Origin of the sequence: Vibrio variabilis, assembly GCF_003263785.1 — a bacterium.
GTDB lineage: Bacteria > Pseudomonadota > Gammaproteobacteria > Enterobacterales > Vibrionaceae > Vibrio > Vibrio variabilis.
In genome coordinates this window covers 45,314-70,666 of the sequence record NZ_JYJK01000046.1, presented here as the reverse complement: position 1 = coordinate 70,666, position 25,353 = coordinate 45,314, and the positions used below count along the sequence as shown (strand labels likewise).

Here is a 25,353-nt window from a genome sequence, read left to right as displayed (position 1 = left end):
TGAAGGCAAACGCCTCAAACACCCAAACTGCATCATAAGAGAACACTAGTAGACTATGGCAACGGCCAACTTTTCACTTCATACCAAAGATAGAAAGCGTCTGATCAAAGATCGTCTGGTGCGTTGGATCGTCTCATTTGGTGGCTTGAGTGTACTCGCCGGGCTTATCTTCATCTTTGTCTACTTAGCTTATGTCACACTGCCTTTGTTTTCCGATAACGAGGTCACATGGCAGCCCGCGATAAGCACGGATATCGCAGATACGCCCGTTTTAACCTTAGTCAGCGACAGTGGGCATGACAGCGTATTCTTCTTTGCCGATGGCGGTTATATCCAACAGTCGCTTGTCACTGGGAAGCAGAAAAAGCATCGCTTGCCCGATGGCATTGTTCGTCTGCAAGCTATCGATGACAAAACTTTGCTCACAGTGGATAACAAAGGTCGTTATTCCGCGTTAAAACCAAAGTTGCAACTGGATCAAGCTAGTGGTGATGCACAATTGATTGTTCCAGAGCTTGTTGAGGAGCAATGGATTTCGTTACCTAGTGCGGAGCTGGTCAGTGCGGTGATCATCAAAGATGACATTGTGTTTGCCAGCATCGATGAGCGCGGTATTCTACAAACTCAGGTTCTACAACATATCACCACTGCAGACGCCAGTGAGCCTTCTTTTATTGCTACAACCGCTCTCATGCCGACAGCGATTGAAGGTGCTAAAGAGCTGGTGTTGACGCCAGATGGGCGCACCCTGTACGTTCGCTCCGGAAATCAACTCGTGGTGATAAATCGCGACGCGCAATCGTTGCAAGCACGTGAAGTGGTCGATCTATCTACGCCGAATGGTGCCAACGTGAGTGGTTTGCACCTGCTGTCAGGGGCGTACTCTTTGTTGGTGCAATATGACAATCATCAGGTGTGGCAATGGTTTGATGTATTGACCGAAGGTGAGCGCAAGCTTACCCCTATTCGCTCTTTTCAGTTTGATGCTGACATCGCGTTTTTGACGCCAGAGGCGACGAGTAAGGGCTTCAACGTACTGCTTTCGAGTCCAACGACTTCTGACTCAGCACCAAACAGCTTTCAGCTACAAAGCCTCTATACCACAAGTGAAAAACTCGTTGCTGAGAGCCCAGTGCCGAGCTCAAACGTGCTTGATTTCAGCTTGTCGAACAATGGCCACCATGCGCTAGTGCTATCTAACGGTGCAATGCATCGCGCTTATCTGCCTAACGAGCACCAAGAGATCTCGCTGAGCGCGCTGTGGCAAAAGGTGTGGTACGAAAGCTACCCTGAGCCAGAATTTATTTGGCAAACCACGGCCGCTTCCGATGATTTTGAGGCGAAGTACAGCTTGGTTCCTATCGCCTTTGGTACCATTAAGGCAGCGCTATTTGCGATGCTGTTTTCGGTGCCGATCGCGGTGTTTGGCGCTATCTACACTGCATACTTTATGTCGTCGAAAATGCGTCGCGTAGTCAAGCCGACCATCGAACTGATGGAAGCATTGCCAACGGTTATCATTGGTTTCTTAGCGGGACTTTGGTTCGCACCTATTGTAGAAACCCATTTACCCGCGATTTTGCTGTTGCTGGTGGCATTGCCGCTGCTCTCTTTGCTATCTGGTGCGGTGTGGTATGCCATCCCTAAAGCATACACATCAAAGCTGCCAAGTGGCTTACACCCTTTCACCCTTATACCCGTCATCTTGATTGCTATCTATTTGGCGATGACGTTCTCTAGTGACATGGAAGTGATGCTGTTCAATGGTGATGCAAGGGTCTTTCTCGCGACACATGGGATTGATTTTGACCAGCGCAATGCGTTAGTTGTCGGTTTTGCTATGGGCTTTGCGGTTATCCCTACCATTTTCACCATTGCCGAGGATGCCATTTTCTCCGTACCAAAACACTTGTCTGATGGTTCGCTTGCATTGGGAGCGACGCAGTGGCAAACACTGATCTATGTCGTGCTGCTAACCGCCAGTCCCGGCATTTTCTCTGCGATCATGATGGGACTAGGACGCGCAGTTGGCGAGACCATGATTGTGCTGATGGCAACGGGTAATACGCCGATCCTAGATTGGAATATTTTCGAAGGTATGAGAACGCTATCAGCCACGATGGCTGTCGAGTTGCCAGAATCAGAAGTTGGCAGCAGTCATTATCGTTTGCTGTTCTTGATCGCACTCATCTTGTTTAGCTTTACCTTTGTGGTCAACTCGCTAGCAGAATGGGTGAGACAACGACTCCGGGAGAAGTACAGTGCGCTTTAATTGTGTAGGGGAGTCGGAACATGTTTAAGTGGTTCAAATCTGGGTCACCTTGGGTTTGGCTCACCGGTGGTGCGGTCAGCATCAGTTTGATTTCCGTGCTTGGCTTATTGCTGCTTATTGGTTGGCGAGGACTGACTTACTTTTGGCCAGCGCCGCTCTACCAGTGGCAAGATGACCAAGGCGGGGCATTAATTGGGCAAGTTTATTCAAAGACTTGGGTACCCACTTACAATATACCCAATGCGGAGTCGCTGTTACCAAACGAGATCTTAGAACAGGGTAAGGTAGAGCGCTATAGCATCAAGGTAGCCAATCGAGATTTGTATGGCATCGACTTTTTGTCTCTGCTTTCATCTGAGCTTCATGATGCTCAGACGCCCTCGGATCTTGTGGTGATTGAGCGTACTCGTGGGGGAAATTTCTTCGGCCGTATCCTTGCTCTTAAAGGTGTCGAGGGTCTGCAAGAGACAGCGATAGCCGATACGTTAACGTTTGAACTTCAACAGATAGCGCTGATCCGCGATCGCATAGACGGCATTACCGAGCGCCGATTAAAGGGACTCAACCACCAACTTGAAGCCCTGCGTTTGAAGCAGCGCCGTGATAGCTTGAATGGCGTGCTAACTGAGGAGTTAACGCTTCGCTACCAGCAGCAAAATGCAATCATTCGTGAGCAGCTAAGTCAAACCGACATTGAGCTTGATGAGCTAAGGGCTGAGTTAGCGAGCAAAACCTTGGTTGTCGAAGATATGCGTGGCGAGCGATTAGAAATCGGCCTCAATCGCGTACTGGATTTTTGGTATCCGAATCAAATGGGCTACGCCGATAAGCTCTCTCACTGGGGACATCAGGTTTGGAAGTTCTTATCGGATGACCCACGTGAATCAAACTCTGAAGGCGGCGTGTTCCCAGCTATTTTTGGCACCGTACTGCTGGTGATTATCATGTCGGTCATGGTGATGCCGCTCGGTGTGCTGGTGGCGGTGTATTTGCATGAATACGCTGAGAATAATTTACTGACACGCATGATACGGGTTGGGGTTATCAACTTGGCTGGTGTACCGTCGATTGTCTATGGTGTATTTGGATTGGGCTTTTTTGTCTACACCATTGGCGGCTCTATCGATTCTCTGTTTTATGCTGAGCGTTTGCCGGCGCCAACGTTTGGAACGCCGGGTCTACTGTGGTCATCGCTGACTCTAGCCATTTTGACACTGCCGGTGGTGATTGTGGCGACAGAAGAAGGCTTGAATCGTATTCCAACGTCTGCCCGTCATGGCTCTCTGGCGCTTGGTGCTACGCAGTCGGAAACCTTGTGGCGAATCGTGCTGCCGATGGCAAGCCCTGCCATCATTACCGGCTTAATCTTAGCGGTTGCTCGCGCGGCGGGTGAGGTAGCACCTTTAATGCTGGTTGGCGTGGTAAAATTGGCCTCCAGTCTACCGGTAGATTCACAGTTTCCGTTTTTACACCTTGAGCGTAAGTTCATGCATCTCGGTTTTCATATTTACGATGTGGGTTTTCAGACATCCAATATTGAAGCGGCGAGACCATTGGTGTACGCCACTTCGTTCTTGTTGGTTACCGTTGTGGTTGGACTAAACTTAACGGCAATAGCGATACGTAATAACCTGCGCGAAAAATACCGCACATTAGGACAAGATTAATCATGTTTTCTATTAACCAGACTCTGGGCTACCCAACGCCTTTAGATGTGAACAACCTAAGTGATGAGCAAACCGCCATCGCGATTGAAAACTTGAACTTGTACTACGGTGATAAGCAGGCGCTGGATGATGTATCGATGCGAATCCCCAAAGGGCAAGTGACAGCATTTATCGGTCCATCAGGCTGCGGTAAATCGACTTTGCTGCGCTGCATTAACCGAATGAATGATTTGATTGAAGGGTGCACGGTTGAAGGCAAAGTGAAGCTTCATGGTGGCAATGTCTATCATCCCAAAGTCGATGTGGCGACGCTGCGCCGCCGTGTAGGCATGGTGTTTCAACGCCCGAACCCGTTTCCTAAATCCATCTATGAAAACGTCGTATATGGACTTAGGCTGCAAGGCATCAAAAACAGTCGCAATCTCGATGATGCGGTTGAGCGCTCTTTGCGAGCAGCGGCGCTGTGGGATGAAGTCAAAGATCGCTTACATGAAAACGCATTTGGGCTATCTGGCGGTCAGCAGCAACGATTGGTGATTGCTCGTGCTATAGCGATTGAACCTGAGGTGTTGCTGCTGGATGAGCCGACGTCGGCGCTTGACCCCATCTCTACACTGACTATCGAAGAGTTGATTAACGACCTTAAAACCAAGTATACGGTTGTGATCGTGACCCATAATATGCAGCAGGCAGCTCGAGTGAGTGACCATACCGCGTTCATTCATCTTGGAAAACTGGTAGAGTACGCGGATACAGATACTATATTTACTTCACCGATAGAAAAACAAACTGAAGACTACATCACAGGCCGTTACGGCTGATTAAATGGCTTTAGGGTTGCAACAGGAAATTTTCACACATGCATTTTGGTCGTCATATCTCAGGTCAATTCAACGCCGAGCTTGAGTCTATTCGTACCCATGTTTTGACCATGGGAGGCTTGGTTGAACAACAGTTGTCGTTTGCAATGCAGGCTCTGCACAAAGACGACATTGAACTTGCCCGCAAAGTGGTAAGAGACGATCACAAAGTCAATGCGATGGAAGTGTCTATCGATGAGGCGTGTACGCGCATCATTGCCAAGCGTCAGCCCACCGCCAAAGATCTGCGTTTGGTGATGGCCATTATTAAAACCATTACTGATTTAGAGCGCATTGGTGATGTGGCAACTCGTATCGCACGTGTGGCTATAGAGCAGCCTTCAACTAAGCACCAGAAGTTCCATGTGTCTTTAGAGCCTCTATGCCGACAGGCCATTGCCATGCTGCACCAAGTACTTGATGCCTTTGCTCGCATGGACGTTGATGCCGCGGCGGAAGTCTACAAGTTAGATGATAAGTTAGATGCGGAATACGAAGCGGTGGTCCGTCAGCTAATGACGTATATGATGGAAGACCCAAAGAACATCCCCAACATTCTTCAGGTCATGTGGTCAGCGCGCGCTATCGAACGGGTCGGCGATCGCTGTCAAAATATCTGTGAGTACATTATCTACTTCGTTAAGGGAAAAGATATCCGCCACTTAGATGAGAAGGCCATTAACGACATACTCTAATTTGTCGTTTTTGTTTCTATTTAGAAGCGCCCGACCACGCCAAAGTTTAATGAGAAGTGCGAGCCCATAGAAATGAAGGTGTTACTCGCACCGAAAACATCATAATCAAATCCGGTTCTTAGGCCAAAGCTTGGGTTTAGCATATACACGTAACCCGCACTGATGCTCAGTCCGTTGGCACTGCGATTAAGCAGTTCACTGTTGGTGCGCTTCTCACCATGATAGTTGGCAAGGCCGATTTCCGCTTGCAGACCATAGTTTTCGCGATCGCCAAACATATGCTGTAGACCTAGACGATAAGAGTCGATGGTCTCGTCATATCGGTCGGTATCGTAATACTTGCGTGCATAGCTGAAGTAAACCGCATCCATTCCTAGAGCATCAGCGACACCCAGTTGAACGCCAGCACCGTTAAAAACCCCTATTTTAACATCCGGTGACAGATGGATGCTCTGTGCTTGAGCTTGCGACGCTATGGCGGTGAAGGGCAGGGTTGCAAGGATGGGTAGTAGCAGCTTTTTCATGGTCATACCTAATAGCAAACAGGAGGAGCGCCGATGGTAGCGGCTCCTGTTTATACTGACTAAGTAGCATGGCTAATAGTTTTAATTAGCCATGCTTATTGGCTTGCTGCGGTAATTTTTCTTTGATGATGGATTCTATCCATTTTGCTTTTGCAGAGTGGCGGTTTTTGTTGTGTAAGTAGCCCAGCAGGCGCTTGGTATAGATCTGCCCATCTATTTGCACCTTGAGCGAACGAAGGTGTGGGTAGTTATGGATCGGAAACAAATTGGAGTGCGGGAGCAGCATATCTGTAGATTCAATCACATCGATAAGTGCTAACAACATCTCTGAACGAAAGCCTACTTTCGGTGTGTAGCCTTGTTGTTCTAAGATGTGGCTGGCATAGGTGAAGTGATCGTTCCATCCTGGAGAGATGAGCGAAGCCAGTTCGTAACCAACCGAGTCTTTGGGAGTAATAATCGGCTTAGTAATAGGGTGCCTTTGTCGAACAATAATGCGCCCTTCTAAATCAAACAGGGGATCGCGCGCGAGCTCTTTGGAGAGGTTGTCTAGATCGTAATGCACGCCATAAAACACATCACCATTGCGAATTTGTTCTGCGGTAGTTTGACTCCAACTGAGTAGCTCTAAATTTAGGTTCGGGGCTTGTTGTCTAAATGCAGTAAATAAGGCTCCCGAAAGGCTAGCCATGACGATAGGTGCCAATGCTATGCGCATCGTTCCCGTAAGTGTGGCTGGGTTAAAGTCCTCAATTTGATTGAGTGCGGTTTCGAGACCGTCAAGAAATGGCGCAATTTTATCTTCAAGATCCAATGCAAAGGGGTGGGATCAAGGCCGCCATGCACTTTGACAAACAGCTCATCTTCAAAAGCTGTACGCAGTTTCTGCAACGCTTGGCTAACCGCAGGCTGAGTGACAAATAGACGCTCAGCAGTCTTACGGGTGTTGCGCTCTTGCAGCAAGATACGAAAGGTTTTTAATAGGTTTAGATCAAGTCGACTAAACAGTTGAGACGATTCAGTCATAGTTATCCGGCACAAAAGATTGTTCTTCAATAGGCGTTCGCATGTAGCTTCTTTGTTGATTTCTGGCAAGTCGATCTCTGGGTAGGTGACCTCTTGGTAATCGATTTGGCTAAGTAGATGAGTGATGCAGTTTAGTCGCGCGCGTTTTTTATCATCGGATGGTACAACCCACCACGGGCACTGCTTGGTATCTGTGTAAGAAAACATGGTGTCTTTGGCCTGTGAGTACTCGGCCCAGCGATTGCGAGATTCCAAATCCATTGGGCTGAACTTCCAACGCTTGATCGGTGTATTCACCCGCTCTAAAAAGCGCTTTTCTTGCTCTTCGTCCGACACAGAGAACCAATATTTGAGAAGAACAATACCGGAACGAACCAGCATACGTTCAAATTCGGGGCAAGAGCGTAAGAACTCTTGGTACTGCTCATCGCTGCAAAACCCCATGACTTTCTCAACGCCAGCACGGTTATACCAACTGCGATCAAACAGTACGATTTCACCCGCAGCAGGTAAATGCGCCACATAGCGCTGAAAGTACCATTGGGTTTTCTCTTTTTCAGTTGGAGCGGGCAGGGCAGCGATTCGACAAACGCGGGGGTTAAGCTTTTCAGTGATGCGCTTGATGACGCCACCTTTTCCTGCAGCATCACGACCTTCAAACACCACGACGACTTTGAGCCCCTCTTGTTTCACCCACTCTTGTAGCTTAACTAGCTCGATCTGTAATCGAGCCAGTTCACTTTCGTAGAGCTTTTTGTCCATTTTGTTTTTCTTGCCCATAGAAGTCCTTCTCCAAGTTTGTTTTCTTTGCTTTTGTTTTATAGAGAGTTTAGCACTTTGGTGACGGCGCGGATTTTGTCGCTACTGGTGACCGGGATAGCGAAATCATCGACATCATCAGCGCCCATTTTTGCCTCGTTGGCGATAAAGTGCATTTTGCTGCTGCGAGAAGATCTACCTGATAGGTGCACTTCTTGTACTTGGCTGGTGGCGATGATCGTTGCGACGTTGTCGGCACAAACACCTGCACCGGCCATGATGGATATGCGGCCATCGGCTTGCTCAACTAGCTCTGCTAATTTTGATGCGCCTTCTAATGCATTGGATGCTAATCCAGAAGTGAGTATTCGTTCACAGCCTAGAGCAATGACATCCTCAAGTGCCTGCTTCGGGTGTTTACATTGATCAAATGCGCGGTGGAAGGTGACGCCAAGCTCAAGCTCACGAGCCAGTTTTACGAGGCGAATTGAGCGTGGCATGTCGATGTGTCCGTCTTTGTCTAAAAGTCCGAGCACGACGCCTTGCGCGCCATATTTTGCGGCGGTACGAATGTCTTCTGCCATGATTTCAACATCATCACAGTCATACAGAAAGTCGCCCTGACGAGGTCGAATCATGACGTAAATTGGAATGCTAGACGACTGAACCGCTTGTTTGATTAATCCAGCGTTTGGAGTAAGGCCGCCCAAGGCGAGAGATGAACACAGTTCAATGCGGGTTGCGCCGCCAGCGATGGCATAAGCGAGTGACTCGATATTGTCGATACAGACTTCAAGTTGGTAGCTCATTATAATTCTCAATAGAAAGACTACTATCAATATATCGCTGACCAGGAAATCTGAAAATAAAAAAAGCCCGAGTCGGTGACTCGGGCTTCGTTTTTGGGCTAACTCGTTTCTTCTTCAATGATTGGCGTGCGTTTTTCGCTTTATATTTGTCCAACCATCAACCCTGGTTTGAGCGCAGGGTGAAGGGTCGAATTACTTAGATAGGTCTTCTGCGTGCTCAGATAGGAACGCTGCAACGCCTTTTGGAGATGCGTCCATACCTGCTTTGCCTTCTTCCCACTGAGCAGGACAAACTTCGCCGTGCTTCTGGTGGAAGTTAAGAGCGTCAACCATGCGTAGCATTTCGTCGATGTTGCGACCTAGTGGTAGGTCGTTAACTACTTGGTGACGTACAATACCGTCTTCGTCGATTAGGAAAGAACCGCGGAAAGCAACACCTGCTTCTGGGTGCTCAACATCGTACGCTTTGCAGATTTCGTGCTTAACGTCAGCAACTAGAGGGTATTTCACTTGACCGATACCGCCATCTTCGATAGCAGTGTTACGCCATGCGTTGTGAGAGAACTGAGAATCGATAGAGATACCGATAACTTCACAACCTTTAGCTTGGAAATCAGCTAGACGGTTGTCGAATGCAATTAGCTCAGATGGGCAAACGAAAGTGAAGTCTAGTGGGTAGAAGAAAACAACCGCTTTCTTACCTTTAGTGAACTCAGCGAAGTTGAAGTTCTCAACGATGTCACCGTTACCTAAAACAGCTGCTGCAGTAAAGTCTGGGGCTTGACGACCAACTAGTACCATTTTTTTTGCTCCTAAATAGGGATAATTTCAAACCATTTTGGTTTGGTCCGTGTTTGTGCGAGACAAACTATAGTACACATTGTAGTATTGAAAAAAGCGAAAATAATAGATTAATTCCATCGAAAAAAGCGATGAAGCCATACGGTCGATTTCCTTTTTTGATATTGGTTCAAAAACAGGCAGTTGAAATGAATAAATGGCCAAGTTTAAAGCAGCTTCATTACCTGGTTACACTTCACGAAACCCGACACTTTAGCGAGGCAGCTGAGCGCTGTTTTGTCAGTCAATCGACCTTGAGTAAGGGCATTCAAAATCTTGAAGAGCTTATCGGTTGTCCTCTCTATGAAAAGAAAGACAAGAAAAGCCCATTAGTCTTTACCCAAGCTGGCGAGATGGTGGTGTCTCAAGGCCGTGAGCTGCTAGCTAAAGGTCAGGATCTGATTGAGCTGGGTAATCTTTGCCAAGGTGACGTGATGCAGGGTCAGTTAAAACTCGGCTGTATTCCAACGATCGCGCCTTTCTTGTTGTGTGATCTGGTACAGGAGATCAATGCCCGTTATCCGCAGCTCAACTTACTGTTAAGAGAAGATACCACCGCGAATTTGCTGGCGGCGCTGCGCATGGTGAACTAGACGTGCTGATTCTTGCGCTGCCAATGGATATCGGTTCGATGGAAAGCTGCATTGTTGGTCACGACCCATTTAAGATGGTCATTAGCCGTAATCAAGCCGACAGTATTCGAGTACCAATCAAATATGATGATTTACCCGATGAGTCGGTCTTCTTGTTAGAAAACGAGCACTGTCTGACTGAGCACGCAGTGTCGGCGTGTAAGCTCACTGAAAAAGAGAAGATCAACCCATTTAGCGCCACGAGTTTACATACCTTGGTACAGATGGTGGCAAACGGTTTGGGAACCACGTTCATTCCACAAATGGCGATTGAGCACGGTTTGCTTGAAAATCAAAACTTGATTGTGATTGAGCCACCTGGCCAACAGGCGCATCGTGATATTGGCTTGGTATGGCGACCAAGTTCATCAAGACGTGATTCGTTTTTACAGCTTGCTGATGTGGTTTCTGAGTTGCTATAGCCCGTTTTCCAAGAAACGACCGAAATTGTACTAGTGAAAGGCACCATTTTAGGTGCCTTTTTTAGTATTTATTACTGGAAATTCAAATTATTTTCGGTCAGTGAATCATGGAGATGTTGAATTAGTTTTCAATCATTTCAGTGGCTTGACCATGTAAATTTTACACTGTGACATTTTGAAAAAGTATTGTCAGCTTTGTCGATGCTAGTCTAACTAAGTGGAGAGGAGGGCTCGCGACGTTGGCTGATTTAAACATTCAACATGTCACAATGTTCGTTTCTGAAATTAATTTACGTAACTCACAACGAAAATGGCTAGAAATAGTGTCCTTGATACGGAAAGAGGAAACTATCGAATTCGTAAAAATAGCCACTTTGGAGTTGTAACTCTAAAGTGGGTTGCGGTAATGTAAACAGACGGTTTTGAGGTTTTTAAGGCAATAAGAAATCAGCACTTTGTATACTGAGCCATCAAAGAGTTGGTAGGCTAATTTGCTTGGCTGGCAAAACAACAGCTCATCACCTGTTGTTTAAAAGCTACAAATGAAAACTGATACTAAACCTGTTTTGAGCACTGCCCCTCGTGGTCAAATAAGACCACAGAATGTCGGTAGATTTGAGCGGCGTCAGCCGCTTCTTTTTTCTACGTTTATCCTAACGCTACGCCATGCCTACAGGCTGACGCTTTCGCTATCACCTTCGGATTGAAGCTCTTCTGGTTCGCTATCTTCTTGCAGCTCCAATAGGTTGATTGCAATCGCGACAAAGTCACTGTCAGTGATAATGCCGACCAGTTGTTTGTTATGTACTACAGGTAAGCAACCGACCTTATGTTTTTGCATATATAGAGCGCTTTCTTTCAAACCCGCTCGCGGTTCTGCGGTCATAATGTTAGTGCGCATGACTTCGCTAAGTGGTGTCGACAGAGTATAAGACTGATCGCTGGGTATTTTCTGCAAGATAGATTCTTGCGCCGCGAGAACGTCACGTTGTGAAACAATGCCTAGCAGATGACGTTCGGCATCGACGATGGGAATATGGCGAATATCGAGCGCTTCCATCATGTGTTTAGCGTCGGCTAGTGAGTGAGACCGCAATAGGGTGTGAGGGTTGCGAGTCATCATATCTTGGACCTTAATCATATGGCCTCCAACTCGTGCTGTTTGTGTACTTTAACTATAGATTTTTTCACTGATTAAATCTGAGATTAACATCGTTTTTTGACGTTCAACTCACAAAATATCCCTATTGACAAAGTGGTTTAAATGGCGCTTGGTAAATCACGGGATAACTGGTCACAAACGTCGGTTCAGCTTGCTATTCCAACGGGTCACTTTATACTATGCGGCTGCGAATTTTTTCGCCGTTTTAGTCGCTTAATAGAGAAGATTGGTGTTATGCAAGTTTCAGATTTTCACTTCGAATTACCTGATGAGCTGATTGCTCGTTACCCAAAGGCGGAGCGTAGCTCAAGCGACTGCTTCAATTGACCGGTAACACGGGTGAAGTTGTAGATGGAAACTTCACCGATATCGTCAGCCAAGTTCAGCCTGGTGACCTTCTTGTGTTCAACAACACGCGTGTTATCCCGGCACGTATGTTCGGTCGCAAAGCCTCTGGCGGTAAGCTAGAAGTACTGGTAGAGCGTATGCTTGATGACAAGCGCGTTCTTGCCCACGTACGTTGTTCAAAATCACCAAAGCCAGGTACCGAGTTATTCTTGGGTGAAAACGACGAATATCAAGCGATCATGACGGCGCGTCACGATGCATTGTTTGAAATTGAAATGCAGTCAGACAAGACAGTGCTTGAGATCCTAAATGATGTGGGTCACATGCCACTGCCGCCTTACATCGATCGTCCAGATGAAGATGCAGATAAAGAGCGCTACCAAACGGTTTATAACGAAAAGCCAGGCGCAGTTGCGGCGCCTACTGCTGGTCTTCACTTTGATGACAGTGTTCTCGAGCAGATCAAAGCGAAAGGTGCCAACTTTGCGTATGTGACGCTGCACGTTGGTGCTGGCACATTCCAGCCAGTTCGCGTTGAAAATATTCATGACCACCATATGCATGCAGAGTACGTGGAAGTACCTCAAGACGTGGTGGATGCGATTGCAGAGACTAAAGCGAACGGCGGCCGCATCATTGCAGTGGGTACCACCTCAGTGCGCTCACTGGAGAGTGCTGCGCAAGATGCACTGAAAAATGGTACCGAGCTGGTGCCTTTCTTTGGTGATACCGAAATTTTCATCTTCCCAGGTTATGAGTATCAGCTGGTGGATTGTCTCGTGACCAACTTCCACCTGCCAGAATCAACGCTGATCATGCTGGTGAGTGCGTTTGCAGGCTATGACAATGTCATGAATGCCTATAAGCATGCAGTAGAGCAAAAATATCGCTTCTTTAGCTACGGTGATGCGATGTTCATTACTAAGAAGACGGCGTAGTTGACGTCTGTAGTGAGCGACAGTTTTTATTTCACTCAAGGACTCAGTGGAATACGGTAGGGAACACCAAAACCTTTCGCCTAACGAGTTGTGTTAGGCGGGCGGATCTAAGTGCGGCAAGCTACGCTTGTTAGTGCGTTTTAAGATTGAGTCAGACTGTGTCTCTGGCAATTTGGAGGCTTCGTGAAATTACAATACGAACTTAAGAAAAAAGATGGCCATGCTCGTCGTGGTCAGTTGACGTTTGAACGCGGTACAGTACAAACCCCGGCATTTATGCCAGTGGGTACGTACGGTACAGTTAAAGGTATGACACCTGAAGAAGTACGCGGTACAGGTGCCGAAATTCTTCTTGGTAATACTTTCCACCTATGGCTTCGCCCAGGCCAAGAAATCATGAAGCTGCACGGTGATCTGCACGACTTCATGAACTGGCATGGTCCTATCCTGACTGATTCAGGCGGCTTCCAAGTATTCAGCTTGGTGATATCCGTAAGATCACAGAAGAGGGTGTGCATTTCCGTAACCCTGTGAACGGCGACCGCATTTTCATGGATGCAGAAAAATCTATGGAAATCCAAAAAGATCTTGGCTCTGATGTAGTGATGATCTTTGATGAATGTACACCATACCCAGCGACTCACGCCGAAGCGAAGAAGTCGATGGAAATGTCACTTCGTTGGGCACAGCGCTCTCGCGATCACTTCGATAAGCTAGAAAATGAAAACTCACTGTTTGGTATTGTTCAGGGCAGCGTATACGAAGACTTGCGTGATGTGTCGGTAAAAGGTCTGACTGACATCGGTTTTGATGGCTACGCGGTGGGTGGTCTTGCTGTTGGTGAGCCAAAAGAAGAAATGCACCGCGTTCTTGAGTTCACAACCCCTAAGCTGCCTGAAGACAAGCCACGTTACTTGATGGGTGTAGGCAAACCTGAAGATTTGGTTGAAGGTGTTCGCCGTGGTATCGACATGTTCGACTGTGTAATGCCAACACGTAACGCACGTAACGGTCACTTATTCGTGACTGGCGGTGTGATTAAGATTCGTAATGCGACAAACAAAACAGACACAGGTCCACTAGACGAGAACTGTGATTGCTACACCTGTCAGAATTACTCGAAAGCGTATCTACATCACCTAGATCGCTGTAACGAAATCTTGGGTGCACGTCTAAACACCATTCACAACCTGCGTCATTATCAAATGCTGATGGAAAGTATCCGTAAGGCGATTGATGAAGATCGTTTTGAGCAGTTTGTGGAAGAGTTTTACGCACGTCGCAACCGCGAAGTGCCACCACTAGATATGAAGGTCGACGCTCAATAGTTGGCTAAATAGTCGGCTATCCCTGCAATAGGTAACAAATCCTAGCTCTGGGTCACACTTTTTGTGCCTCTAAGCGAATAAGAAACATTGAGTTACCGTTTGCTTCTTGAAAAGATAGGGGGATAGCCCAATTTTGGATATGTATTTACATTAAAGAGGATGTTCTCCGATGAGTTTGATCTCTGCAGCTCACGCAGCTGAAGCAGCACCACAAGGTGGCGGTTTCGAAATGCTAATCATGCTAGGCATGTTCGCGGTCATTTTTTACTTCATGATTTACCGCCCACAAGCTAAACGTGCAAAAGAGCACAAAAACCTAATGGCTTCTATGGGTAAGGGCGACGAAGTCCTAACTAACGGCGGTCTAATTGGTAAAATTACTAAAATCGCTGAAGACAACGACTACATTGCTATCGCACTAAACGACAACAATGAAGTAGTTATCAAGAAAGACTTCGTTACTGCAGTGCTACCAAAAGGTACGCTGAAGTCTCTATAAAACAGCTATAGGATCTCGCTGTGCTAAATCGTTACCCTTTGTGGAAGTACCTAATGGTGATATTCGCCATTGCGGCAGCGGCGTTATACGCACTTCCCAATCTATACGGTGAAGATCCGGCTATTCAAATTACAGGGGCGCGTGGCGCCTCTGTTGATATGTCGACGCTGGATACTGTCACTAAAGCTCTTGATGAAGAGCAACTCTCTCGTAAGTCCATTGCTCTAGAAAATGGCTCCATTCTCGTTCGTTTTACTGACACTGATACTCAGATAAGTGCCCGTGATATCATCAGTGAAGCGTTAGGCAAAGATTCAATCGTTGCACTTAACCTTGCTCCAGCTACTCCTGATTGGCTTGAATCTATTGGCGCTGCGCCAATGAAACTCGGTCTTGACCTTCGTGGTGGTGTTCACTTCTTGATGGAAGTTGACATGGATGCGGCGATGGAAAAACTGGTCGGTCAGCAAGAAGAAGGCTTTAGAAGCGATCTTCGCGAAGAGCGCATCCGTTATCGTTCTATCCGCCCAGCGGGTAAAGATGGCGTAGAAGTACTGCTACGTAATGCTGAGCAACTTGCAGAGGCGAAGACTGTACTGGAAGCCAAATACCCAGATATGGACTTTTTCGACTCTGATTCAAACGGCCGCTTTGCTTTGGTCGCTCGATTCAAAGAAACTCGCCTTCAAGAAATTCGTAACTACGCGGTTGAGCAGAACATCACTATCCTACGTAATCGTGTAAACGAACTAGGTGTGGCGGAGCATTAGTTCAGCGTCAAGGTGCGAGTCGCATCGTGGTTGAGCTACCGGGTGTTCAAGACACTGCGCGCGCGAAAGAAATTTTGGGCGCAACAGCAACACTAGAATTCCGTGAAGTTGATAGCTCGGCTGACTTAGCTGCGGCAGCAAGTGGTCGCGCACCAGCGGGCAGCGAGATTAAGCTCGATCGTGACGGTCGTCCGGTTGTGCTTAAGAAGCGCGTTATCTTAGGCGGTGCGAGCATTACTGATGCAAGCAGCAGCGCAGACGAATATGGTCGCCCACAAGTTAACATCTCACTAGACAGTGAAGGTGGTAACAAGATGGCGGCGTTCTCTCGTCAGAACATCGGTAAGCTAATGGCAACGGTTTTCGCTGAATACAAAGATAGCGGTAAACGCACGCCAGAAGGCAAGGTTATCCTTGATAAGCATGAAGAAGTAATCAACCAAGCGACGATTCAGTCTGCACTTGGTCGTAACTTCCGTATCACAGGTATCGATTCTGCTGCTGAAGCGCACAACCTAGCACTACTGCTTCGTGCAGGTGCTCTGATTGCGCCGATTTCGATTGTTGAAGAACGTACTATCGGCCCATCAATGGGTCAGCAAAACATCGATATGGGTATTAAAGCGTGTATCACAGGTATGATTGCCGTGATGCTATTTACGCTGGTTTACTACCGTCGATTTGGCCTGTTTGCCAATATGGCACTGATGGCGAACATCGTTCTTATTGTTGGTGTCATGTCGATGATTCCAGGTGCGACCATGACGCTGCCAGGTATCGCAGGTATTGTACTGACCGTGGGTATGGCGGTGGATGCGAACGTTCTGATCTTTGAGCGGATACGTGAAGAGCTTAAAGAGGGACGTAACCCTCAACAAGCGATTCACCAAGGCTACGCTAACGCATTCAGTACCATCGCCGATGCGAACATCACTACCTTGATCACAGCGATCATTCTATTTGCTGTCGGTACAGGTGCGATCAAAGGCTTCGCGGTCACACTGTCTATCGGTATTATTACTTCTATGTTTACAGCCATCATTGGTACACGTTGTCTCGTGAACCTGGTTTATGGCGGTAAGCGTATCAACAAACTGTCGATCTAAGGGTTAGTTATGTTTCAGATAATGAAAGCAGACAAAACGATCGACTTTATGCGTTGGTCAAAAGTTGCGTTCGTTCTATCCATTGTGATGATCGGTGCAGCTATTTTTACACTGTCGACCAAGTGGTTGAACTGGGGTCTAGACTTTACAGGCGGTACACTGATCGAGGTAGGCTTTGAACAGCCAGCAAACCTTGAAGAAGTCCGTTCAGCGTTGGAAGCAAAAGGCTTTGGCGATGCCACGGTACAGAACTTCGGTTCTGCTCGTGATGTTATGGTTCGTCTGCGTCCTCGTGACGATATGCAAGCCGAGGCGCTGGGTAATCAGATCCTCGATGCTATTCGCTTGGGCACGGGTGAAGACGTTGAAATGCGTCGTATCGAGTTCGTGGGTCCAAACGTAGGTGATGAACTAACAGAGGCGGGCGGTCTTGCGATCCTTGTGTCGCTCATCTGTATCTTGATCTACGTATCGGTGCGATTTGAATGGCGTTTGGCTGCAGGTGCGGTACTCGCGCTTGCGCACGACGTTATCATCACGCTGGGCATCTTCTCGCTGATGCAGATTGAAGTCGATTTGACTATCGTGGCAGCACTTCTAACGGTTGTTGGTTACTCACTCAACGATACCATCGTTGTATTTGACCGTATCCGTGAGAACTTTCGCAAGATGCGTAAGGGTGAGCCAGCTGACATCATGAACAGCTCAATCACGCAAACACTAAGCCGTACCTTGATTACGTCCGGTACTACCTTGTTCGTAGTTATCGCACTATTCACTCAAGGTGGTGCGATGATCCACGGCTTTGCGACAGCATTGCTACTAGGTATCACAGTCGGTACTTACTCTTCTATCTACGTTGCATCTGCGCTAGCTCTGAAACTGGGTATCCAGAAAGAGCACCTAATGCCGCCACAGATTGAAAAAGAAGGCGCTGAGTTTGATGAGATGCCGTAAGGCAGATTATTGGATTTGATGACATTGATAAAGCCACTCGAAAGAGTGGCTTTTTTTGACCTGCAATAATCGGTCTACTGGCCAAAACCTAAATTACCTAGGTGCCAAACAAAAAAATCCCGACCATAGGTCGGGATTTTAAAATTCAGCTGTGACGGGCTGTACTTTTTTTTACGGAACTACTTAAGCTCTAGAGAATTACTTAAGGATAGCTTCGTTACCGTTTTCACGGATGTGTTTTAACATCGCTTTTACGCCACGTGCGCTTGAAGCAACAACGTTACCAGACTTCATGTACTCTGTACCGCCAGAGAAGTCAGTGACGATAGCACCAGCTTCACGAGCAATCAGTTCGCCTGCCGCCATGTCCCATGGTTTTAGACCAAGCTCGAAGTAACCGTCTAGACGACCCGCTGCAACATAACATAGGTCTAGAGCTGCAGAGCCAGCTCGACGGAAGTCTGAGCACTCAACAAACATTGAAGACATGATTTTGAAGTAGCTTTCAGAGTGTTGCTTCTGCTTGAATGGGAAGCCAGTACCGATAACCGTACCTTTGATATCTTTAAGCTGTTTTACACGGATACGTGCATTGTTAAGCTGAGCGCCAGCACCGCGTTGTGCAGTGAAAAGCTCGTTAGCCATTGGGTCGTAAACACACGCTACTTCTGTTTTGCCTTTGATGCGAACGGCAATAGACACAGAGAAAGTAGGAATGCCTTGAACGAAGTTAGTGGTGCCATCCAGTGGGTCGATGATCCATTGTACGTCGCTATCTTTACCTTCAATTAGGCCACCCTCTTCAGCAATGATGCTGTGGTCTGGGTATGAAGCTTGGATAGTGCTGATGATGATTGCTTCGGCTTCTTTGTCTACGTTAGTAACGAAGTCATTAGTGCCTTTCTGTACTGACTCAATCTTGTCAGTGTTTTCTAGTGATTTAGCAATATGGTTGCCCGCTTTACGCGCAGCGCGTATAGCGATGTTTAGCATTGGATGCATACGAATTTTCCCAACGGATGTTAAAGAACAAAAAGCGGCGCGAAGTATACCAAAGATTTAGCAAAAGGGAAGTGGTTATTTTTTGTGCTGTTAATTTTATGAATAGAAAGATCCTGACTACTTTAGTCAAGTTTATGTTACCATTCTGCGATTGTGTAAAATGAGTGCAACGTGACAATGCTAGACAACGTAAAAATCGTCCTGGTGGGGACTTCTCATTCTGGAAATATCGGCTCGGCTGCTCGAGCGATGAAGGTAATGGGACTGAGCCAGATGGTGCTTGTTGACCCTCAATGTGAGGTAGATTCACAGGCGGTTGCGTTGGCAGCAGGTGCGAGTGATATAGCATTAGGCGCAAAAATCGTTTCGACTCTAGAAGAAGCGGTAGAAGATTGCGGCTTAGTCGTCGGCTCAAGTGCGCGCTCACGTACTCTAGATTGGCCGATGATTGAGCCACGTGAGTGCGGCAAGAAGTTTGCGATTGAAGGCGAAAAGCACACAGTCGCTCTGGTGTTTGGGCGCGAGCGCACCGGATTAACCAATGACGAGCTACAGTTGTGTCATTATCATACGTGTATTCCTGCGAACCCAGAGTACAGCTCACTCAACCTTGCTATGGCGGTGCAAACACTCAGCTATGAAGTCAGAGTCGCGCATTTAGAGCGAGAAGCTCAGCAGTACTCTGAGCCAAGTGAAGTCGATTATCCACGCCATAAAGAGCTGGAATTATTCTACCAACACCTTGAAAAAGTCATCATGGATACCCAGTTTATCTCTAAGGATAAGCCGGGTCTTGTGATGAATAAGCTGCGAAGAATGTTTAGTCGAACACGTCCTGAAGCCTCGGAAATCAATACATTGCGCGGCATTTTAACCTCCGTTGAAAAAGCAATTGGGGTTAAAAAATAACCATATATTTTGCTGGGTTAAATACCTGAGTATTTTAGTCAATTAAATACTTGACTAAAATACTCAGGTATGAAAATATTTATGCCACATAATCAATGTGGATAGTGTGATATGAGACTTACATCAAAAGGAAGATATGCAGTAACAGCGATGCTTGATGTCGCACTGCACTCACAGCAAAGCCCAGTACCTCTAGCGGACATCTCTGAACGTCAAGGTATCTCTTTGTCTTACCTAGAACAACTGTTCTCTAAGCTGCGTAAAGCAGGTTTGGTAGCGAGTGTTCGTGGCCCAGGTGGTGGTTACCGCTTAGGCGCAGAAGCCGACGAGATCTCTATCGGTACTGTCATCGCTGCAGTTGATGAGTCTGTTGATGCAACAAAATGCGCTGGCAAAGGAGATTGCCAAGGTGGTACACGTTGCCTCACACATACACTGTGGAGAGATTTAAGCTCTCGCATCAGTGACTTCCTAAATAACATCACTCTCGGTGAGCTGATGGTAGATAACGAAGTATTAGAAATTTCAGACCGACAAGACGTAGATCTCGCGGTAAATCATGGGTTCTCAAGAAAAAGTACAAGCACCGCACCCATCGGAATCAATGTTCGCTCGTAGTAGTGTCGCTTATACATTGGAGTAAAGAATGAAACTGCCTATTTATCTAGACTACTCTGCCACTTGCCCTGTCGATCCAAGGGTTGCAGAAAAAATGGTTCAATACATGACGATGGACGGTACCTTTGGTAACCCTGCGTCACGTTCTCACCGTTTTGGCTGGCAAGCAGAAGAAGCAGTAGACAACGCTCGTGAGCAGATCGCTGATTTGCTAAACGCTGACCCTCGTGAAATTGTGTTCACGTCGGGCGCTACTGAGTCTGACAACCTTGCTATTAAAGGTGCGGCGCACTTCTACAGCAAGAAAGGTAAGCACATCATCACGGTTAAGACTGAGCACAAAGCGGTCCTTGACCCATGTCGTCAGCTTGAACGTGAAGGCTTCGACGTGACATACCTTGAGCCAGAATCAAACGGTATTGTTGACCTAGCTAAGCTGGAAGCGGCAATGCGTGAAGACACGGTGCTTGTGTCAATCATGCACGTAAACAATGAAATCGGTGTTGTTCAAGACATTACCGCTATCGGCGAGCTTTGCCGTAGCAAGAAGATTGTATTCCACGTAGATGCGGCGCAATCTGCAGGTAAACTGCCAATCGACGTTCAAGAAATGAAAGTCGACCTGATTTCACTGTCTGCTCACAAAGCCTACGGTCCGAAAGGTATCGGTGCGCTTTACGTACGTCGTAAGCCACGTATCCGTCTAGAAGCGCAAATGCACGGCGGCGGTCATGAGCGTGGTTTCCGCTCTGGTACACTGCCAACTCACCAAATCGTGGGTATGGGCGAAGCTTTTGCTATCGCTAAGCAAGACATGCAGAAAGATTACGACCACGCTAAAGCATTGCGTGACCGTCTGCTGAACGGCGTTAAAGATCTTGAAGCTGTGACAGTCAATGGTGACCTAGAGCAGCGCGTTCCACACAACCTCAACGTAAGCTTTGCGTTTGTTGAAGGCGAGTCGCTACTTATGTCGCTTAAAGACTTGGCAGTATCTTCTGGTTCTGCATGTACATCAGCAAGTCTAGAGCCTTCATACGTGCTGCGTGCACTCGGTCTTAACGATGAGCTTGCACACAGCTCGGTTCGCTTCTCATTCGGACGCTTTACTACGGAAGAAGAAGTCGACTTTGCGATTGAGCAGATCAGAACAGCAGTAAACAAATTACGTGACATGTCTCCTCTATGGGATATGTATAAAGAAGGGATTGACCTAGACACGGTTGAGTGGGCACACCACTAATCTCAAGGAAGTAGAGGATTCGAGGAAGTTATTATGGCGTATAGTGAAAAAGTAATTGACCACTATGAGAACCCGCGTAACGTAGGTTCATTTGATAAGAATGATCCGGCTGTGGGTAGTGGTATGGTTGGTGCACCAGCTTGTGGTGACGTAATGAAACTTCAGATCAAGGTGACACCAGAAGGTATCATCGAAGATGCTAAGTTTAAGACCTACGGCTGTGGTTCAGCGATCGCATCAAGCTCACTGGTTACAGAGTGGGTGAAAGGCAAGTCTATCGACGAAGCTGCAGCGATCAAGAACTCTGAAATTGCAGAAGAGCTAGAGTTGCCACCAGTGAAAGTGCACTGCTCAATTCTTGCTGAAGACGCAATCAAAGCAGCGGTTGCAGACTACAAGAAAAAGCACGACTAAACTGCTTGGATAACCAAGCCCTTTAGCTTTATTAAGACACAGTATCATCAAGAGAAACGAATAAAGGTTGTAGTATGGCCATCTCAATGACAGACGCAGCAGCGAGCCGAGTTAAGACATTTTTAGATAATCGCGGCAAAGGTATTGGATTACGCTTGGTGTAAAAACCACAGGTTGCTCTGGCATGGCTTACGTTCTTGAGTTCGTTGATGAACTGGATGATGGCGATTCAGTGTTTGAGCACTCAGGCGTGAAAGTGATCATCGATGCTAAGAGCTTGGTTTATCTCGATGGCACAGAGCTCGATTATGTAAAAGAAGGCTTGAACGAAGGTTTTGAGTTCAACAACCCGAATGCGAAAGGCGAGTGTGGTTGTGGTGAAAGCTTTAATGTTTAACCTTTGACGAGCTTGGTCGTCACATCGGCCAAGCTCATTAATTGCGAGTCAATGCTATGAACCATTTCGAATTATTTGGGCTACCTGTTCAGTTTCAGTTGGACGGTAGCCTTCTTTCTTCTCAGTTCCGAGAACTACAAAAACGCTTTCACCCAGATAACTTTGCCACTGCCTCTGAGCGCGACCGCTACTTGCAGTGCAAAAGGCAGCGCAAATCAATGACGCCTACGAAGTGCTGAAAAAGCCTATATCTCGCGCCGAATACTTATTGGCCGAAAATGGTGTCGATATTCGCGCTGAGCAGCAAACATTGCAAGATCCCCTGTTCTTAATGGAGCAGATGGAGCTTCGAGAAGAATTGGAAGATCTCGCGTCTTCAAGTGACCCTGAATCAGAACTTTTTGACTTTGAAGCCAAGGTCAGCAAAATGTTCAAGCTACAGTTATCAGAGTTAGAGGGTCAGCTCTCGCAAGCCGAATGGCCAGTCGCTGCTGATAGCGTTAGAAAACTAAAATTTATCGCCAAGTTGCAAAGTGAAATAGAACAGCTAGAAGATAAGCTGCTTGGTTAATGGAAGCTCCCAAGGATATTTGAATGGCATTACTTCAAATCGCAGAGCCGGGTCAAAGCTCCGCGCCGCACGAACATAAACTGGCAGCGGGCATCGACCTAGGTACGACCAACTCCCTTGTCGCGACAGTAAGAAGTGGTGAAGCCGCGACATTACCAGATGCCAACGGCAATAAGATCCTCCCATCAGCGGTTCGCTATGCGGATGACAGTATCACTGTCGGTATTGACGCTCGTGACAACGCAGCACTGGATCCCGTTAACACTATCATTTCTGTGAAGCGTCTACTTGGCCGCTCACTGGCAGACGTTCAGACTCGTTATCCGTCAATGCCATATTCATTGACAGAAAGTGACAATGGTCTACCTGTCCTGCAAACCGCAGGCGGCGCAAAGAACCCGATTCAAGTCTCTTCTGACATTCTTAAAACGCTGGGTAAGCGCGCAGAAGAGTCCCTTGGTGGCGAATTAGCTGGCGTGGTGATTACGGTGCCAGCGTATTTCGATGATGCGCAGCGTCAGGGCACCAAAGATGCAGCAAACCTAGCGGGCATGCATGTTTTGCGTCTTCTTAACGAACCGACTGCTGCAGCTATTGCTTATGGTCTAGACAGTGGTCAAGAAGGCGTAATTGCGGTTTACGATCTAGGTGGTGGTACCTTCGATATCTCTATCCTGCGTTTATCTCGCGGTGTATTTGAAGTGCTGGCAACAGGCGGTGATTCCGCGCTGGGTGGTGATGACTTCGACCATCTCGTTGCCGACCACTTGCAGCAGCAAGCAGGCAAGTCAGAGCTTACCGCTCATGAGCAACGTGAACTACTGGACGCGGCTACACAAGCAAAAATTGACCTAAGCCAAAATGATGTTGCGACTGTCAACGTCCTTGGCTGGCAGGGTGAACTGACAAAAGCTCAGTTTGAAGACCTAATTCGCCCACTTGTGAAGAAGACATTGCTTTCATGTCGCCGTGCATTGAAAGATGCGGAAGTCGATGCTGAAGACGTCCTAGAAGTTGTCATGGTCGGCGGCTCGACTCGCACACCATTGGTTCGCGAAATGGTTGGTGACTTCTTTGGTAAAACACCACTGACTAGCATTAACCCAGACGAAGTGGTCGCGATTGGTGCAGCGATTCAAGCGGACATTCTTGCAGGTAATAAGCCTGATTCTGAGATGCTGCTGTTGGATGTTCTTCCACTGTCTTTGGGCATTGAAACCATGGGTGGTTTGGTCGAGAAGATCGTTCCACGCAACACCACAATTCCAGTGGCACGCGCTCAAGAATTTACCACATTCAAAGACGGCCAAACGGCGATGTCGGTGCACGTAGTGCAAGGTGAACGTGAGATGGTGGACGACTGCCGCTCACTGGCTCGTTTCTCACTAAAAGGCATTCCTCCAATGGCGGCAGGTGCAGCGCACATTCGCGTGACGTACCAAGTTGATGCCGACGGTCTACTGTCTGTGACGGCGATGGAAAAGAGCACGGGTGTTCAATCAGAAATCCAAGTGAAACCATCTTATGGTCTTAGCGATGACGAAGTCACCAACATGCTCAAAGACTCGATGACTTACGCCAAAGATGACATGCTAGCGCGTGCACTGGCCGAGCAACGCGTAGAGGCCGACCGTGTTATCGAAGGTCTGATCGCCGCGATGCAAGCGGACGGCGATGCACTTCTGAACGAAGAAGAAAAACAGGCATTGGTTAAAGCGATTGAAGCTCTGATTGAACTTCGCAATGGCGATGATGCCGATGCTATTGAACAAGGTATTAAAGACACTGATAAGGCGAGCCAAGAGTTTGCATCACGTCGAATGGACAAATCCATCCGTGAAGCACTGGCGGGTCAATCAGTTGATAACATTTAGATCGAGGACTAAGTAGTCATGCCAAAAATTGTTGTTCTGCCCCATGAAGATCTCTGCCCAGAAGGCGCAGTATTAGAGGCAAATGAAGGCGAAACTGTATTAGACGTAGCGCTAAAGAACGGTATTGGAATTGAGCACGCTTGCGAGAAGTCGTGTGCATGTACCACTTGTCACGTCATCATCCGTGAAGGCTTTGATTCACTAGAAGAGAGTGAAGAGCTTGAAGACGATATGCTTGATAAAGCATGGGGTCTAGAGCCTGAGTCGCGTCTAGGTTGCCAAGCGGTCGTTGCGGATGAAGATCTTGTGGTAGAGATTCCAAAGTACACCCTAAACCACGCATCTGAAGATCACTAATTAACTGGAGGATTCATGAGCTTAAAATGGACTGATTCTCGTGATATCGCTATCGAGCTGTGCGATCAATTCCCAGAAACTGACCCAAAAACGGTACGTTTCACAGACTTGCATAAATGGATTACAGACTTGGAAGACTTTGATGACGATCCTAATCGCTCAAATGAAAAAATCCTCGAAGCTGTGATTTTATGCTGGATGGATGAGTACGATTAAACAGACTCACTAGTTAGTTATACAAAAACGGGCCTTTGGCCCGTTTTTTTGTCGCACCATGTTACATTGTTATTAATTCCCATGGTGCAGTCATTGGTATTGTCTCTACATAGTGATAACATCATTTGATACACAGAA

At 47.2% G+C, this 25,353-nt stretch carries 18 protein-coding genes and 8 pseudogenes; 19 read left to right on the top strand and 7 right to left on the bottom strand.

Annotation, left to right across the window (positions count from 1 at the left end):
- Nucleotides 1–55: 55 nt before the first annotated feature.
- From TZ48_RS06555 to phoU, 4 genes are read left to right on the top strand one after another with little or no spacing between them, the layout of a single operon-like run.
- The gene (locus tag TZ48_RS06555; protein ID WP_112478641.1) at nt 56–2,272 is read left to right on the top strand and encodes an ABC transporter permease subunit; all 2,217 of its coding nucleotides are present in this window, start codon (nt 56–58) and stop codon (nt 2,270–2,272) included.
- Nucleotides 2,273–2,292: 20 nt separating this feature from the next.
- A complete protein-coding gene (gene pstA / locus TZ48_RS06550; protein ID WP_112478640.1) occupies nt 2,293–3,939 on the top strand; it encodes a phosphate ABC transporter permease PstA in 1,647 nt (548 codons plus the stop codon).
- Nucleotides 3,940–3,941: 2 nt separating this feature from the next.
- Nucleotides 3,942–4,760, top strand: a complete 819-nt coding sequence (pstB, locus tag TZ48_RS06545) for a phosphate ABC transporter ATP-binding protein PstB (protein ID WP_112478639.1) — start codon at nt 3,942–3,944, stop codon at nt 4,758–4,760.
- A 38-nt stretch (nt 4,761–4,798) separates the two neighbouring features.
- Nucleotides 4,799–5,494 (top strand): phosphate signaling complex protein PhoU, encoded by a 696-nt coding sequence (gene phoU, locus TZ48_RS06540; protein ID WP_042500704.1) that lies wholly within the window; start codon nt 4,799–4,801, stop codon nt 5,492–5,494.
- Nucleotides 5,495–5,514: 20 nt separating this feature from the next.
- Here phoU and TZ48_RS06535 read toward each other — a convergent pair whose 3' ends face one another.
- The 5 genes and pseudogenes from TZ48_RS06535 to TZ48_RS06515 all read right to left on the bottom strand — a co-directional run bounded on the left by TZ48_RS06535 (nt 5,515) and on the right by TZ48_RS06515 (nt 9,413).
- A complete protein-coding gene (locus TZ48_RS06535; protein ID WP_239670721.1) occupies nt 5,515–6,018 on the bottom strand; it encodes a hypothetical protein in 504 nt (167 codons plus the stop codon).
- Between the two features lie 85 nt (nt 6,019–6,103).
- Nucleotides 6,104–7,044 (bottom strand): annotated as a pseudogene (locus TZ48_RS06530) (LysR family transcriptional regulator).
- Nucleotides 7,037–7,824, bottom strand: a pseudogene (gene ppk2 / locus TZ48_RS06525) (polyphosphate kinase 2). Before ppk2 ends, TZ48_RS06530 begins: the two co-directional pseudogenes overlap by 8 nt.
- A 38-nt stretch (nt 7,825–7,862) precedes the next feature.
- Nucleotides 7,863–8,612, bottom strand: coding sequence for a copper homeostasis protein CutC (locus TZ48_RS06520; RefSeq protein WP_112478638.1), 750 nt, complete (start codon nt 8,610–8,612; stop codon nt 7,863–7,865).
- 192 nt (nt 8,613–8,804) lie between these two features.
- Nucleotides 8,805–9,413, bottom strand: coding sequence for a peroxiredoxin (locus tag TZ48_RS06515; protein ID WP_112478637.1), 609 nt, complete (start codon nt 9,411–9,413; stop codon nt 8,805–8,807).
- Between the two features lie 188 nt (nt 9,414–9,601).
- Here TZ48_RS06515 and TZ48_RS06510 point away from each other — a divergent pair.
- A pseudogene (locus TZ48_RS06510) lies at nt 9,602–10,506 on the top strand (hydrogen peroxide-inducible genes activator).
- A gap of 670 nt (nt 10,507–11,176) precedes the next feature.
- Here TZ48_RS06510 and TZ48_RS06505 read toward each other — a convergent pair.
- The gene (locus TZ48_RS06505; RefSeq protein ID WP_112478636.1) at nt 11,177–11,647 is read right to left on the bottom strand and encodes a CBS domain-containing protein; all 471 of its coding nucleotides are present in this window, start codon (nt 11,645–11,647) and stop codon (nt 11,177–11,179) included.
- A gap of 255 nt (nt 11,648–11,902) precedes the next feature.
- Between TZ48_RS06505 and queA the strand changes: the two are divergent.
- The 5 genes and pseudogenes from queA to secF all read left to right on the top strand — a co-directional run bounded on the left by queA (nt 11,903) and on the right by secF (nt 17,614).
- Nucleotides 11,903–12,954, top strand: a pseudogene (gene queA, locus TZ48_RS06500) (tRNA preQ1(34) S-adenosylmethionine ribosyltransferase-isomerase QueA).
- A 183-nt stretch (nt 12,955–13,137) separates the two neighbouring features.
- Nucleotides 13,138–14,282, top strand: a pseudogene (gene tgt, locus TZ48_RS06495) (tRNA guanosine(34) transglycosylase Tgt).
- A 169-nt stretch (nt 14,283–14,451) separates the two neighbouring features.
- Entirely contained in the window at nt 14,452–14,781 is a 330-nt protein-coding gene (gene yajC / locus TZ48_RS06490; protein WP_006074799.1) for a preprotein translocase subunit YajC, read from the top strand.
- Nucleotides 14,782–14,801: 20 nt separating this feature from the next.
- Nucleotides 14,802–16,657 (top strand): annotated as a pseudogene (gene secD / locus TZ48_RS06485) (protein translocase subunit SecD).
- A 9-nt stretch (nt 16,658–16,666) separates the two neighbouring features.
- Nucleotides 16,667–17,614, top strand: coding sequence for a protein translocase subunit SecF (gene secF, locus TZ48_RS06480; protein ID WP_112478635.1), 948 nt, complete (start codon nt 16,667–16,669; stop codon nt 17,612–17,614).
- A 198-nt stretch (nt 17,615–17,812) separates the two neighbouring features.
- On the opposite strand, the gene suhB is transcribed toward secF, so the two are convergent.
- Complete coding sequence (suhB, locus tag TZ48_RS06475; RefSeq protein WP_112478634.1) at nt 17,813–18,616, bottom strand: inositol-1-monophosphatase; 804 nt, start codon at nt 18,614–18,616, stop codon at nt 17,813–17,815.
- A gap of 177 nt (nt 18,617–18,793) precedes the next feature.
- Here suhB and trmJ point away from each other — a divergent pair, with 177 nt between their 5' ends.
- The 9 genes and pseudogenes from trmJ (at nt 18,794) to iscX (ending at nt 25,215) form a co-directional block, all read left to right on the top strand.
- Nucleotides 18,794–19,525, top strand: a complete 732-nt coding sequence (trmJ, locus tag TZ48_RS06470) for a tRNA (cytosine(32)/uridine(32)-2'-O)-methyltransferase TrmJ (RefSeq protein WP_112478633.1) — start codon at nt 18,794–18,796, stop codon at nt 19,523–19,525.
- Between the two features lie 111 nt (nt 19,526–19,636).
- Nucleotides 19,637–20,143, top strand: a complete 507-nt coding sequence (gene iscR / locus TZ48_RS06465) for a Fe-S cluster assembly transcriptional regulator IscR (RefSeq protein WP_112478632.1) — start codon at nt 19,637–19,639, stop codon at nt 20,141–20,143.
- A 28-nt stretch (nt 20,144–20,171) separates the two neighbouring features.
- Nucleotides 20,172–21,386: an IscS subfamily cysteine desulfurase gene (locus TZ48_RS06460; protein WP_112478631.1), complete on the top strand. Its 1,215-nt coding sequence runs from the start codon at nt 20,172–20,174 to the stop codon at nt 21,384–21,386.
- A gap of 33 nt (nt 21,387–21,419) precedes the next feature.
- Nucleotides 21,420–21,800 (top strand): Fe-S cluster assembly scaffold IscU, encoded by a 381-nt coding sequence (gene iscU / locus TZ48_RS06455; protein ID WP_042500728.1) that lies wholly within the window; start codon nt 21,420–21,422, stop codon nt 21,798–21,800.
- A gap of 74 nt (nt 21,801–21,874) precedes the next feature.
- Nucleotides 21,875–22,197, top strand: a pseudogene (gene iscA, locus TZ48_RS06450) (iron-sulfur cluster assembly protein IscA).
- 56 nt (nt 22,198–22,253) lie between these two features.
- A pseudogene (gene hscB, locus TZ48_RS06445) lies at nt 22,254–22,768 on the top strand (co-chaperone HscB).
- Nucleotides 22,769–22,791: 23 nt separating this feature from the next.
- The gene (gene hscA, locus TZ48_RS06440; protein ID WP_112478630.1) at nt 22,792–24,642 is read left to right on the top strand and encodes a Fe-S protein assembly chaperone HscA; all 1,851 of its coding nucleotides are present in this window, start codon (nt 22,792–22,794) and stop codon (nt 24,640–24,642) included.
- A gap of 18 nt (nt 24,643–24,660) precedes the next feature.
- Nucleotides 24,661–24,999: an ISC system 2Fe-2S type ferredoxin gene (gene fdx, locus TZ48_RS06435; protein ID WP_006072576.1), complete on the top strand. Its 339-nt coding sequence runs from the start codon at nt 24,661–24,663 to the stop codon at nt 24,997–24,999.
- A 15-nt stretch (nt 25,000–25,014) separates the two neighbouring features.
- Nucleotides 25,015–25,215, top strand: coding sequence for a Fe-S cluster assembly protein IscX (gene iscX / locus TZ48_RS06430; RefSeq protein ID WP_042476251.1), 201 nt, complete (start codon nt 25,015–25,017; stop codon nt 25,213–25,215).
- Nucleotides 25,216–25,353 lie beyond the last annotated feature (138 nt).